Origin of the sequence: Pseudomonas rhodesiae (assembly GCF_007858255.1) — a bacterium.
GTDB classification, from domain to species: Bacteria; Pseudomonadota; Gammaproteobacteria; order Pseudomonadales; family Pseudomonadaceae; genus Aquipseudomonas; species Aquipseudomonas rhodesiae.
On sequence record NZ_VFEU01000007.1, the window covers coordinates 240,911 to 254,199 of the forward strand.

The following is a 13,289-nucleotide window of genomic DNA, read 5'->3' on the forward strand; positions in this document are numbered from 1 at the left end:
TGGTGGCCGCTCGCGGATGGATGCGGTGCGAGCTGGCTCGGTCACGCAGTGGAAACTGCGCCGCAACCTCGAAGACCGATGGTTGCCTGGCATGTCGCTGACAGCGTCAGCAGGCATGGGGTCAGCATGGCCGGGCCTCGCGCGCGCGACAGCAATCAATTGGCATCCGCGCGTTTCCCTTTGTCCACGCAGCCCGGCTCAGCGCAAAAGAAAGCCCCCGGTGTGGGGGGCTGCGAGAGTCGAGTGGCGGTTGCCGCGCTATGCGGGAGGCACCACCTCCAGCGACAGATGTGTGGCGGTGGCCGACAGCATCAGGTCGTCTTCGGTGTGCAGGATGCGCGTGAATACGCCGTCCTTCGGGTCGAAGTACTCCCCGAAGTCGTCGCCGCCCAGTTCGGCGCGCGCCAGTTCCCACCAGTCGTCGAACGGGTCGGTATCCGGGTTGCAGCCGACGGCATAGGCCAGCAGCTTCACACGCCCATCCGGGCGGCGCTCTCCCTGCTCGGCGAGGAAGTACACGCCCTGGTCCTTGACCAGGATGACGCGGCATTGGCTGGCGATGGCCTCGGTCAGCACGGGGCGCAGGTCGGAGCCTTTGAATCGCAGTGACATGGTTGAAATCTCCTATGTGGAATAGAGAAAAGGCCCTCCATCCGCATGGATGGAGGGCCTGTGGGCACATGGCCCATGGGCGAAACTTCGTGGCGGGACCCACGGGTCAGCCGTAGAACCGGCAGGATTCAGTTTCCGGCGTCATGCCGGCACCGCCTGGCGCTGCCGGGTAGCCTTGGCGTCGATCACGCTCACATCGATCAGGCGCCAACGTCCGTCGTCGATGAGTCGCTCCAGCACTTCGCCGAGCATGTCGAAATACACCTCGTCATGCCGATCGACCAATTCGCCGTCGCGATGCAGCTCCACCACGTAGGTGTCGCCGCCTCGGTCGTACAGCACCGTCACCCGGCCCTCGAACTTCGCGGTCGAGACCGTGAAGCTGATCGCCGGAGGCGTCTCGATGATCTTGGACGGCGTCGGATCGACCCAGGTGAAATCCCGGGCACCCGCATCGACCAGCATGTGGGTGATGCGCCGGAAGCCATCGGGCGCCGGCATTTCCTCCAACTGCTGGATGAGCTGACCCAGCTCCATGCACTGCGGCTCGGGAATGGGCAGCTTGGCCGGCGCGGAGCCGAGGATGTGCGTCTTGACGGTGTAGGGAATGCCGTCGGACGTCATCTCGGTGCGCTCTTCCGGCGTGTCCGCCCGCAGCCCATCGAAACGGCGCCGTGCGTAGGGTTGGACATGCACCTTGGCGCCTTCGTCGGGGACGGTGGTCACCAGCTTGGAATCGAGCACAGCGAACTCGCTCGGCTTGAGCTTGACGACGATGGCATCGTCGGTGATGGCGACTACCTTCCCGTCGAAGGGCTGGGGGTCGACGGCGAAGCCCAATGTCGAAGATTGCGGCTGATCGTCGAACACGCGGTACTTGAACGACCGCACGTTGCGGGGCACGTGGCCTGCGACTAGCGAAGGCATCATGGATTTGATGAGGGAACGGTCCATGGGAATCTCCTTGAGGAAGAAACAAGGGATTCCCCGCCCGCAAGGGAGAGGTCCCTTGTGGGTGGTGTGGATGGACGCGGTACGTCCGTGGAAAACATCGACCAGCACGGCTTCCCGTGCTTGCAGCCTTGAAGGTCTTGGCTGCCTGGGCATGTGTCGGCAACGCCGACGAACATGGGGCAAGAATGGCCCGGGAGTAAGCGGCCCGCTTGCAGGAAACGGCACCCCATCGCACCCGCTTTCCAGCGCTGCGGGCGAGAAAAAGCCCCTCGAAAGGGGCTTGGGGGTCAGGCTTCGTACACGAAGTAGTGTTCTCGCTGACGCGGGAAGAACACGTGCTTCCACGTGTCGCCGCTTGTGTTGCCACCGTCGAATACGACCATTTCGTAGTCGTCAATGTCGGTGTCCACCAGATCGGCGCTGTCGATATGGCGCATGTGCAGCGTACCGCTCATGCGCTCGAACACCAGGATCTGGCCGATGGCGTCGTCCTGGCTCATGGCGTTGACGCAGGCTCCAAGCTGATTCTCGAAGTCGGGCGTGGGCAAGATGAGATCGGGGAACATGAGATTGCTCCTATGGAATTGAACCAGCCCGGCTCCTGGTGGGAGGCGGGCTGGCATATGGGGGATAAAGGGGAAGGCTTGCGCGTCGCGTGTCTGCTAGGTCTCGGCCAGTGGCAAGCCCAGTAGCGCGGGTGCGTCGGCATCGAGGATGAGGATGCGCACATCTGCCTGGCCGGCCAGTTCAAGGATGTTCGCCAGGTCGTCAGGCATGCCCTTGTCGCGGTGCTCCTGTCGAAGCTGCTCAGCACTGATGCCCTCGGCATATTCCAGGTTCTTGTCTGTCCAGGGCGTGGAGATCAGCTTGACGCCAATCGCCGGGCTGTACGGAACCCGAAAGGCGATGAACAGAAAAGCCTCCGGCGTGGCGAGGTCTGCCAGGTTGGCGAGGTACTGGCCGGTTTCCTGGCAGATGTGCGCGCTGCTGACTTCCCAGCACCGGCTGTAATAGCCGGTCTCGAAACTCAACCGCTGCACCACGTCTCGCGCGGCTTCGGCCGAATAGGTATCACCGACATGGACCGGGCGGCCGTCGAGGTCGTCGCCATGGATGGCATAGACCACGGCGCCCACCACGCCTTCGCCGTTGATGCCTTCAACAGCATCACATTCAGCAATCAGCTCGTCGCTGATGGCGTCAGTGCCGCTTTTGATCAACGCGAAGTCGCTGGTGACGATGCAAGGCGATGAGATCAGGTCGTTGTCGGAAAGATGCGCTTGGCTCGTGTGGATGGATCGCCAGACATGCGGGCTTCCGTCCCCGTAGCAGATGCACAGCGTTCGGACGACTCTCAGATTCCAGTAGCCGCGTACAAAGGGATTGGGATTCTGGGTCATGGAATTTCTCCAGATTGAATAATGGAGCCAATTCCCGCCACCGGGAATTGAACCCCGGTGGGTTGAAAGTGGAAAAAGCGTCAGGCGGCACTGATCGAGGGCTTTGGGCCAATCGGCGCAGGCTGACGGAAGAAAAATCGAGGGACATGGCCGCGTGGACGCATGTCCCTCATGGGCAGTGAACAAAAAGACGGTGGTATGCCGCAGACCGGCTCACCAACCGCTGTAGTTCACCAACAGATCGGCGATGACCTTGCGGCGTTGCAGATCGAGACCATCGAAGTCCGACAGTCCTTGGAAGTGGCAGCGCTTGAGCATGGCACCGCCCTCGCGCGCGTTGTAGAAGCTGAACATGGCGGACAGGAACATGCGTTCCCCGCTGCTCAGGACGCCGAGTGCGTCGTTGGCACGCAGCATGTCGGGACGCAGATCCCACTTGCTCTTTGCCTGGTTCAGGCCTTCGCGCGTGCCGTCGCCAAACCATTGCGGGCCTGCGATCTCGACGCCGCGCTTCCAGACCTCGAAGAAGGCTTGGGGCGCGGCGGCGAAATGCTGCTCTTCCCGCATGATCTGATCGACGACTTCCTGGGGCAAAAGCTGGTTCATGACGTGGTTCCTCCAGTTGGATCAGGGTGTGGCGAGCTGGGACCAGCCGCCTCTTTCGAGGGCACGTTGAGCCGCGGCATAGCTGCGGAAGTACTGGCAGGATTCCCGCGAAACGGGACCTTCTGTATCGCGCGTGCCGATGTAGTGGCCGGCGGCGCTATGCAGGATTTCGAGCGGCAGGAACTTGCCGCAATGGATCAAGGCCAACTGGCCGAAAGAGGCTTGCTGGGACATGGACGGGCTCCTTGGAAAAAGCGGGGCCTCGTCCCTCACGGGATGGCAGCTCCCGCACGCGGTTGAGAAAAAAGCATCGGCGTCACGGGTGACGCGCGTCCGCAGACTCGATGCGATGGCGGACTGGCGGGTAGCGCGGAAAGAATCCGCGGCAGCCTGGAAACTCTGGCTGCTGGCATGGTGCTGACGAATCAGCGACACATGCGGGCAGCTTCATGCGCGAGGCGAGCCGCGTCAGCCGGAAATCGGCATTTGCAACAGCCCCGATTGGCGAACGCGGAAAAAAGAAAGCCCCGCAATAAGTGCGGGGCTGTCAGGAGGATGAGGCGAAACTGGGTCAGCGAGGCCTGTCGCCCAGTACATGCTGCTTCCACAGGGCGAATGCCTCGTCCGGTCCCAGCTCTGCGAGGATGACGATGGGCTGGCCCCGACGGGCACGCAGCGATGCGAAATACGCTGGCCGGTCGGCGATGGCGTTGAGCTTGATGCCCTTTAGGAACAGCAACTGGCGGGGGCGAACTTTGGTGGTAACGCAGGCATGATTGCGCTTGTTTGGGGCAAAAGGGCCAGCGAAGCGGGCGGACACGGCCAGAAAACCGCGACGAACTACTTGTACTTGCCAGGCGAGGCGAACGGGTGACATCAGCATATCGCTATGCGGTAAAGAAGACCGTCCTAAAGCTTGCAGGATCCCGGCATAGCTTCATCATCACCTCTCCGTGACGGCTCATTGGAACGAAAAAGGCCAGCATCGCCGTGATGGACTTTCATAATTGCCAGGTCAACTGGCTTGCGTGCTGTTTATTCACAGCAAGGCATTGCGACGTCGTTGCAGCAATCGCCGCCATCGCAACAGGGCGTTGCAGCAAAAGCGGCGGTGGGCGCTAGCATGAGGGCCAAGCCGCGGCCGCTCATGCTGGGGGCCGTTCTCTTCAGATTGGTGTCCTGCACCGTGTGCATTGCGAATTTCCGGATCGTCCCAATGTCACTGGGACTCCTTTGTGGCGGCCGGGTTCTCCACGCTCATGAACGACTGGGCCACCAGCGCGATCGCCCCGCCCACGATGGTCATGTCAGCGATGTTGAAGGCGGGCCAGTGCCAGCCGTGCAGGTGAAAGTCGATGTAGTCGATAACGTGCCCGCGCGTGGCGCGGTCGAACGCGTTGCCCAATGCGCCGCCCAGAATGAGGCTGTACGAAAGGCCTTCCGTTTTGCGCAGCGGCCGGGAGAGCAGCCATGCGAGCCATGCCGATATTGCGAACGCGATCGCCAGAAAAAACCACCGCTGCCAGCCGCCCGCGCCAGCAAGGAAGCTGAACGCCGCGCCGGGATTGAGAGCGTGAACTAGGTTGAAGAATGACGCCACCTCGTGCGACCAACCCAAGGGAGTTGTCGCGTCAATGTAGCTCTTAGCTGCCTGATCGCCGGCGAATATAACGATCGCGAGTGAGTACCACTGCGTCTTGCGAAGAGATGGTTCATCCATTGTTCATGCCGCCTTGAACTTCAGGAGGCGCAGCCCATTGACGACAACCAAAAGACTTGCCCCCATGTCAGCGAACACAGCCATCCACATGGTGGCATGCCCTGTGAACGTCAACGCAAGGAACACCGCCTTGATGCCAAGGGCCAGAACGATGTTCTGCGTGAGGATCGCCGCAGTGCTACGCGACAGCCGGATGAAGGCGGGGATCTTGCGCAGGTCGTCGTCCATCAGGGCGACGTCGGCTGTTTCGATCGCGGTGTCGGTGCCGGCCGCGCCCATGGCGAAGCCGATGTCGGCACGGGCGAGCGCGGGCGAATCGTTGATGCCGTCGCCCACCATGCCCACCTGGCCCTCGCCGCCGACCAGGCTTTCGATGGTCTTGAGCTTGTCTTCGGGCAGTTGGTCACCACGGGCTTCAGAGATTCCGACCTGGGCAGCGATGGCCGCGGCCGTGTGCTGGTTGTCCCCCGTCAGCATCAGCGTGCGCACACCCAGCGCCTGCAGGTCGGCCACCGCCTCACGGCTGGTTTCCTTCACGGTGTCGGCCACTGCAAAAATGCCGAGCACGGTCGCATCGTCCATCAGCAGGATCGCTGTCTTGCCTTGGCGCTCCAGGGTCTCCAGCCGAGCCTGGAGCGTCGCTTCGCTCAGGCCCAGCTCCTGGGCGAGCCTGTGGTTGCCCATGTGCAACATGCGCCCGGCGACGCGGCCGCGCACGCCGCGGCCAGGCAGCGCCGCGAAGTCGTCGACCTCGTGCAGCGCGATGCCGTCACGGTTCGCCTTGCGGGCGATGGCCTGAGACACAGGATGGTCCGAGCGTGCCGCGAGGCTTGCGGCCCAGGCGGCAACTTCCTGCGCCTCGCCGATCAGCGGCACGAAGTCGGTCTGCTCGGGCTTGCCATGTGTGAGTGTGCCGGTCTTGTCCAGGGCCAACGCCTTGAGCTTGCGCCCGCCCTCCAGGTAGACGCCACCCTTGATCAGGATGCCGCGTCGGGCGGCAGCGGCCAAGCCGCTGACGATGGTGACCGGCGTGGAGATGACCAGAGCGCAGGGGCAGGCGATCACCAGCAGTACCAGGGCCTTGTAGACCCAGTCAAACCATGCGCCGCCGAAGGCGAGCGGCGGCACGACGGCAACCAGCACGGACACCGCGAACACCGCCGGCGTGTAGACGCGGGCGAACTGGTCGACGAAGCGCTGCGTGGGCGCACGGCTGCCCTGCGCGGACTCCACGGCATGGATGATGCGCGCGAGCGTCGAGTCGCTGGCGCCTGCGGTCACCTTGTATTCGAAAGAGCCGGTCTCATTGATGGTTCCGGCGAAGACCTGGTCACCTTCGGCCTTCTCGACGGGCAGGCTCTCGCCGGTGATGGGCGCCTGGTTGATGGCCGATCGACCCGAGGTGATCAGGCCGTCCAGTGCGATGCGCTCGCCAGGACGCACGCGGACCACCGCGCCCTTTGCGACCTCCTTGGCCGGCAGCTCTGTCCATGAGCCATCGGCCTGCCGCACGGTCGCGGTCTCGGGCGCCAAGTCCATCAGCCCCCGAATGGCGTTGCGGGCGCGGTCCAGCGACTTCGCCTCGATCACTTCCGCCAACGCGAACAGGAACATGACCATGGCGGCCTCCGGCCAGTGGCCGATCGCCATGCCGCCGGTGACCGCGATGGCCATCAGGGCGTTCATGTTCAGGTTGAGGTTCTTCAGCGCGATCCAGCCCTTCTTGTAGGTGCTGAGGCCGCCGGTGAAGATCGAAACCAGTGCCAGCACGATCACGGCCCAATGATTGCCGTCGTTGACCCAGTACACGCCTTCGGCGGCCACCGCCGCAACGCCCGAAACCGCCATCGGCCACCAATTGGTCTTGTGCGCGGCCACCGGGGCATCGCGCGGCTCATCAGTCCTCTGGACCTCGGCTTCCATGCCCAGCGATTCGATGGCTTCGACTGCCGGCTTGATCGCGTCGGGTGTGTGCCGAACCGTGAGCGTGCGCTGCATCAGGTTGAAATCCATTCCCTGCACGCCCGGCATGCCTTGCAGCTTGCCGCGGATCAGACTTTCCTCGGTCGGACAGTCCATCTTCGCGATGCGAAGTACCGTGGTGGCTGTCTGCATGTCCTGCCGCGCAGCCTGCATTCCAATGGAAGCAAGCGCCTTCTCGATCGGCGCTGAGGTCGCCAGCGTGTGCTGGACTCCCAGCACACGCTGCATCAGATTGAAGTCGAGCGCGGTCACACCCGGCAGCTTGCCCAGCCGGTCGCGGATCAGCGCTTCTTCCGTCGGGCAATCCATGTTCTCGATCCGGTACGTCACCCGCTCGCCGATCGGCGGCGCGGAAACGGCAGCGGTTGGTTGCTGCTGCAGGGCCGAGGATGGGATCACAGCCGCGGCTTCGATCGGCCCCGTGTGGCCGAAGGTCTGCTCCTTGGCGCGCATGCCGATCGAGGCCAGGACCTGCTCCATCTGCGCGCGTGCCTGAGCGAGGTGTTTCACCGACAGGGTGCGCTCAGCGAGGTCGAAGTCGAGGTCCTGAATTCCCTCGACTGCCCCGAGGTGCGAGCGGATGAGTTTCTCCTCGCTCGGGCAGTCCATGTTCTCGATGCGGTAGGTGGTCGACACGGCGGCGTCTCGGACAGCCTGAGCCTTCATGCCCACCGAATTCAGCGCTTGCTCCAAGGCATCGGCCGAGACTTCGCGGTGCGAAATGGTCAACAAACGCTGCGGAAGATCGAACAGGAGCCGCTCGACACCGGGCATGCCCTCCAGCGTTCGCCGCACCAGTGCTTCCTCATTGCGGCAATCCATGTTGCTCACGTGGAAAACGGTGGTTTCAGTGCTGGCCTGCTCACTGGCGCACGCCGTCTGTTGGCCATTGCCGCCGGAGCAGGCGCATGGGCTGGAAGGTTCTTTGTTCATAGATCGCTCTTCATTGACAAGGTTTTCCCCGGATGCCATCATTAGAAAACCTCTAGTAGATATAGAGTCAAGTTTTTTATAGGAAGCAACCATGATGCGGATCGGTGAACTGGGCAAGAAGGCAGATTGCTTGGTGCAGACCGTGCGCTTTTACGAGTCAGAAGGCTTGCTGCCCGAGCCTGCACGTAGCGAGGGCAACTTCAGGCTCTATGACGAAGTCCATTTGCAGCGCTTGCTGTTCATCCGCCGCTGCCGGGCGAAGGACATGACGCTGGATGAGATCCGTCAACTGCTGAACTTACGGGATCGGCCAGAGTTGGGCTGCGGCGAGGTGAACGCGCTGGTCGACGCTCATATCGCGCAAGTGCGGACCAAGATGAAGGAATTGCGCGCCTTGGAGCGCGAGTTAATGGATCTGCGACGCTCCTGCGATAGCGCCCGAACCTCGCGCGAGTGCGGCATTCTCAACAGCTTGGCCGAGCCCGCCTGAAGCTCGAGCGTGTCATCGGTGCTGGAAGTGATCGGGTCCAGTTCTGAGAGCCACGTGCCGCGCTCCATCATGCGAAAGCGCGCGGTTCTGACGTTTTGAGACGGCGTGCGACCGAGGGCGTGGCCCACAGGAGCCAGCGCGAGCCGGACGACCTGCGCGCCGCAATCTCCGCCACCTTACGGGTTCTCCAGGCCAGACCGAGCATCGCGGCGTGGCTGCGCAGGTGCAGGTGCAGGTGCAGGCCAAGGTAGCAGTGCGCCACGACGCGGCCCGACTCATGGGCACGCCACGCAACTCGCGATCGCTTCGCAAGAAGCCGCAAGGCCCGACTCGCGCAAGAATGCGACGTGGGCAAGATCGTATAGCCAGCAGCGCAAGCGTTTGCCGCTGCTGGCCGGCTCCGGAAGGGATAGACAAGCTGCGGGCCGTAGTCCATTGGAAAGTCCATCTTTCTTGAGTGTCACTCTTTGGCGCCCAGCGTGTGCTTTTGCGACCGGAAAGCGCTGAACAAGTGGCCCCCGGGCATCCAGAAATCGCCGTAGTTGACTTGGGCGTCTTCGTGCTCACGCTTGTGATGCCAGCGATGGGCTTCAGCCACCCCGATCAACAATCCCAACGGCCCGACCCGGTATCCCAGATTGGAGTGCTGGAAGGCCAGATGCACGACCAAGAAGCCGAGCCATGCGCCGACGGCCAACCACAGCTTGGAACGCCGCTACTGGCTCAACGGGGAGTGGAAAGGCCGCCCGCCCTCTAGCAAGGCGGCACAAGCGAGCGCGACGATCACTGTGAGTAGCTCCGTCGGAAAAGACGGCCGGCCGGTCGCGAGCTCGCCGAAGAGCACAACCGCAGTGGCGCCACGGATCAGTGGATAGCAGCCATACCGGATGACAGTCGCAATGAAGGGGGCGCATTGGTGCTCATCTGTTCTGTCCTAAAGCTCTGACTGGATTGGAAAACCTTCTAGCTACGGTAGAGTCAAGGGCGTCCGGGAAGACCCTGTGGCAAGTTCGTTGCATCTGCGCCTTGACTCTCCAGCCGCTACAGGCTTCAGCATCCATCGATTTGGAAGGAACAATGCATGGCTGAAAACCACAGAAATCACGAAAACGACGAGTTGGGCCGCCTAGATGCGAGCGATGCGAAGGACCGAAAGATTCTTCTGACTGTGTTGCTGATCAACCTGACGCAGTCCGCCGCCGGCATTGCCCTTGGCATCTGGGCTGGCTCTACGGCGCTGATGGGCGCCGGGTTGGACAACCTCGCCGATGCGTCGGTCTATGCGGTTAGCCTGTATGCCGTCGGTCGTGCGGCAACGGTCAAGGTGGGCGCGGCCCGCTTGTCGGGTTTCTTGCTAATCGGCCTGGCCGCGCTGCTGCTGTTGGAAGTCCTACGCCGCTTCGCTGGAGGGGAAGAGCCTGTCGGCCCAGCCATGATGGCCATGGCCGCGCTGAACGCGGCTTTGAACCTAGTGTGCCTCAGACTACTGCGCCGCCATCGCGGGGAAGATGTGAACTTCAAGGCGTCAGCGATCTTTACCAGCAACGACTCCATCGTCAATGGTGCGATTGTGCTGTCCGGGGTGCTGGTGATGGGGTTCGGGTCGAACATCCCGGATCTGGTGCTGGGCGTCATCGTGGCCGCAATCGCAGCGAATGGGGGGCGGGAAATCCTGCGCGAAGCATCGGAAACAGCTCGCCGTAAGGCGGGCACATAAGGCATGTTTTCGCCCAGTTCATCCCGAGGTTTACCTCTGCAAAAGAGGTAGTCCAGCCTTTGGGCTACGGCCTCGGCTGCAGCCGAGCGTACCATTGGCGATGGCCGCGCGATAGGCGGGCATGCCGTTCTCGACCTCCGTCTGCCGTACAGCAGCGGTGCGCAAGGTTGAGGGTGCATGTCGTCTCTCCTGTTCGTGTGGCCCAGGCCAATGGCCGGGCCGGGACGTTGATGGGCAGGAGAATGGCGCCGAAGGCCCAACGGCCTTCGGCTCGGGAGAAAAGAGGAACCACCCGTGGGCTGATTGGCAGGCCCGGTCGTCGCTAGAACCGTCTGCTCATCAAGCAATCACACCCGGCCCATGTCGTGGCTGGGGCCGGCATCGTCTGGCGCACATCCGCGCACAAAGGGAGCCCGTTTTTGCACCGGCGGGCACCGGCACCGATTACCGCTGACCACGAAGGGTCTCCCGGTGGCTCGTGCAGCCTGGCAAGCCACCGGGAGACCCTTCGCAGAGGGCGGAAGAAACGCAGATCAACAGAACGCGCGTGGTGCGGCTCGCAGAGAAGCTACCTTCAGGTCCCGCGGCCGGGGACGGCTGGGCGGGACGCGCACACGGATCAAGAAGGCGTTGCGCGCTGGGCGTCCCGCAGGGCATGCGGCGGAGTGCGGGACAGGGGCCACGCCGCCGAAGGCGGGCACGGCTCACGGGGAACGGGGGCGGTCAGGAGCCTTTGCGGCCGCTACGGCGCGGGCGCGAGGCGCCGCGCTTGGAGCTGCCGGATTCGACTGGCAGCGTGCCTTTGCAGTCCGGGTAGCGGCTGCACGACCAGAACGGGCCGCTCTTGCCGCTGCGCTGGCGCGTGGGTGCGCCGCACTGCGGGCATGCCGGCCCTTGGGGAACCTTGATGGACAGGGAGGCGCTGCCGTACTGCGCAATCAACTGCGAAATCCACGCGGCCTGCTTGCCGATGAACACGTCCAGGGTGAGCTGTCCGGCCTCGATCATGTCGAGCGCCTGTTCCCAGACGGCGGTGGTGCCAGGGTCGGCAATCGCCGCAGGCACGGCATCGATCAAAGTGAAAGCCGCATCCGAGGCGCGGATGGCGCGCCCCTTCTTCACGAGGTAGCCGCGAGCGATCAGGCCGCCGATGATGTTGGCCCGCGTCGCTTCGGTGCCGATGCCAACCGTATCCTTGAGCTTCTGCTTCAGGCGGGGATCGGACACCAGCTTGGCGACGCCTTTCATGGACTTGACCAACTCGCCTTGCGTGTACGGTTTGGGCGGCAGCGTCTTGAGTGCCTTGAGATCGACGTCGGCCACCTGGCATGCCAGGCCCTCATACAGTTTCGGCAGCGCGGGCAGCACCTGGGCGCGGACCGCAGTATCGCCCTCGCCATCACCGTCTTCGGCCTGCGGCTCGGCGAGCACCTGGCGCCAACCCGGGATGACAACCTGCTTGCCCGTGGCCGCCAGGTTCTGCCCCCCGCACGAAAACTTGGCCACAGTGCGGTCGAACTCGTGGTGAGGGAGGAACTGCGCCAGGTAATGCGACCGGATGAGCCTGTACACGGCCAGTTCCTTCTCGCTCATGGCGGAGAGCTTCGCCGGTTCGAGCGTCGGGATGATGCCGTGGTGCGCCGTGACCTTGCCATCGTTCCAGGCGCGCGAGCGCTGCGAGCGGTCGAGCTGGCCCATGATCGAGCGCAGCGAGGGATCGGTCTTGAGCAGGCTGTCGAGAACGGTGGGCACTTCGGCAAACATGCTCTCGGGCAGGTAGCCGGAGTCCGAGCGGGGGTACGTCGTGGCCTTGTGCGTCTCGTACAGGGCTTGGGCAATCTCCAAGGTTTCCTGCACGTCCAGCCCAAGCTGCTTGGAACACACTTCCTGCAAGGTGCCCAGGTCGAACGGCAGCGGCGGGCCTTCGCGGACACGCTCAGTCTCCACCGACACGACGTGGGCACTGCCCGCAGCGCGGATCTGCTGCATGGTCTGCTGTGCGACCGGCTGCCGCAGGCAGCGGCCTGCGTCGTCGGTGCACGCATCGGGTGGAACCCATTGCGCGGCGAAAGTCGAACCGCCTGCGAACAGGGACACGGCGATGGCCCAGTATGGTACGGACACGAAGCGCGCGATCTCGCGGTCGCGGTCCACAACGAGCTTGAGCGTCGGGGTCTGTACGCGGCCGACCGACAGCACGCCGTCGTAACCCGCCTGTCGCCCCAGCACCGTGAACAGCCGGCTCAGGTTCATGCCCACGAGCCAATCCGCACGGGAGCGCGCCAGCGCCGAGTGGTACATCGAAAGCGTCTCGGCCGAAGGCCGCAGCTTGCCCAGTGCCGCCCGAATGGACGCATCGTTGAGCGCCGACAGCCACAGGCGTTCGATGGGGCCGCGGTAGCCGCAAAGCTCCACGATCTCGCGGGCGATCAATTCGCCCTCGCGGTCGGCATCGGTGGCGATAACCAGGTGAGTCGCCTTCGCCAAGAGCGCCTTGACGACCTTGAATTGCGTGGCGGTCTTCGGTTTGACCTCGACCCGCCAGTGCTGGGGAATGATGGGCAACTGCTCAACGGACCATCGTTTGAGCTGCTCGTCGTAGGCCTCGGGCGGCGCCGCCTCCACGAGATGGCCGATGCACCAGGTGACCGTGACGCCGGAACCGTTGAGGCAGCCTTCACCGCGCTGCGTGGCGCCGAGAATCCGGCCAATGTCTTTGCCCTGGGAGGGCTTCTCGCACAAGAACAGCCGCATATCCGTCCATCCCGATTCCTGTTGTTCATGGAGTTGCTGGGATCGAGGATGCCGAGCGCAGCCCCTGGCAGCAGCAAACAAGCCGCATGCGGCAGCGACCGCTTTCACGCCGATGAAATG

13 protein-coding genes and 1 pseudogene are annotated in these 13,289 nt (G+C 63.5%); 2 read left to right on the top strand and 12 right to left on the bottom strand.

The window, feature by feature from the left end:
• Window positions 1–258: 258 nt before the first annotated feature.
• From FIV35_RS13490 to FIV35_RS30455, 10 genes and pseudogenes are all read right to left on the bottom strand, one after another.
• The gene (locus tag FIV35_RS13490) at window positions 259–612 is read right to left on the bottom strand and encodes a DUF3085 domain-containing protein (protein WP_006226010.1); all 354 of its coding nucleotides are present in this window, start codon (window positions 610–612) and stop codon (window positions 259–261) included.
• 141 nt (window positions 613–753) lie between these two features.
• Entirely contained in the window at window positions 754–1,566 is an 813-nt protein-coding gene (locus FIV35_RS13495; RefSeq protein WP_006226009.1) for a hypothetical protein, read from the bottom strand.
• A 287-nt stretch (window positions 1,567–1,853) separates the two neighbouring features.
• Window positions 1,854–2,132, bottom strand: coding sequence for a hypothetical protein (locus FIV35_RS13500; protein WP_003108989.1), 279 nt, complete (start codon window positions 2,130–2,132; stop codon window positions 1,854–1,856).
• A 96-nt stretch (window positions 2,133–2,228) separates the two neighbouring features.
• Window positions 2,229–2,966, bottom strand: coding sequence for a DUF5983 family protein (locus FIV35_RS13505; protein ID WP_003098947.1), 738 nt, complete (start codon window positions 2,964–2,966; stop codon window positions 2,229–2,231).
• A gap of 213 nt (window positions 2,967–3,179) precedes the next feature.
• The gene (locus tag FIV35_RS13510; RefSeq protein WP_003098949.1) at window positions 3,180–3,572 is read right to left on the bottom strand and encodes a hypothetical protein; all 393 of its coding nucleotides are present in this window, start codon (window positions 3,570–3,572) and stop codon (window positions 3,180–3,182) included.
• Window positions 3,573–3,593: 21 nt separating this feature from the next.
• On the bottom strand, window positions 3,594–3,806 hold the full coding sequence (locus tag FIV35_RS13515; protein ID WP_003116833.1) for a hypothetical protein: 213 nt from the start codon (window positions 3,804–3,806) through the stop codon (window positions 3,594–3,596).
• Between the two features lie 337 nt (window positions 3,807–4,143).
• Window positions 4,144–4,449, bottom strand: coding sequence for a hypothetical protein (locus tag FIV35_RS13520; RefSeq protein ID WP_223656317.1), 306 nt, complete (start codon window positions 4,447–4,449; stop codon window positions 4,144–4,146).
• Window positions 4,450–4,791: 342 nt separating this feature from the next.
• Window positions 4,792–5,292: a signal peptidase II gene (gene lspA, locus FIV35_RS13525; RefSeq protein WP_034137618.1), complete on the bottom strand. Its 501-nt coding sequence runs from the start codon at window positions 5,290–5,292 to the stop codon at window positions 4,792–4,794.
• A 3-nt stretch (window positions 5,293–5,295) separates the two neighbouring features.
• Window positions 5,296–7,941 carry a heavy metal translocating P-type ATPase gene (locus FIV35_RS13530; RefSeq protein WP_425311436.1) on the bottom strand — a complete coding sequence of 882 codons (2,646 nt, stop codon included), beginning with the start codon at window positions 7,939–7,941 and terminating at the stop codon, window positions 5,296–5,298.
• 33 nt (window positions 7,942–7,974) lie between these two features.
• Window positions 7,975–8,301, bottom strand: a pseudogene (locus FIV35_RS30455) (heavy-metal-associated domain-containing protein); the annotation flags it as partial.
• On the opposite strand from FIV35_RS30455, the gene cadR reads away from it, so the two are divergent.
• Window positions 8,300–8,698, top strand: coding sequence for a Cd(II)/Pb(II)-responsive transcriptional regulator (gene cadR / locus FIV35_RS13535; RefSeq protein WP_003098965.1), 399 nt, complete (start codon window positions 8,300–8,302; stop codon window positions 8,696–8,698). The pseudogene FIV35_RS30455 and the gene cadR sit on opposite strands and share 2 nt — an antisense overlap.
• Before the next feature lie 460 nt (window positions 8,699–9,158).
• Here cadR and FIV35_RS29775 read toward each other — a convergent pair whose 3' ends face one another.
• Complete coding sequence (locus tag FIV35_RS29775; protein ID WP_014747696.1) at window positions 9,159–9,368, bottom strand: sterol desaturase family protein; 210 nt, start codon at window positions 9,366–9,368, stop codon at window positions 9,159–9,161.
• 411 nt (window positions 9,369–9,779) lie between these two features.
• Between FIV35_RS29775 and FIV35_RS13550 the strand changes: the two genes are divergently transcribed.
• Complete coding sequence (locus FIV35_RS13550) at window positions 9,780–10,415, top strand: cation efflux transmembrane domain-containing protein (protein ID WP_003098972.1); 636 nt, start codon at window positions 9,780–9,782, stop codon at window positions 10,413–10,415.
• A gap of 723 nt (window positions 10,416–11,138) precedes the next feature.
• Here FIV35_RS13550 and FIV35_RS13555 read toward each other — a convergent pair.
• Window positions 11,139–13,169 carry a DNA topoisomerase III gene (locus FIV35_RS13555; RefSeq protein WP_003116834.1) on the bottom strand — a complete coding sequence of 677 codons (2,031 nt, stop codon included), beginning with the start codon at window positions 13,167–13,169 and terminating at the stop codon, window positions 11,139–11,141.
• Window positions 13,170–13,289 lie beyond the last annotated feature (120 nt).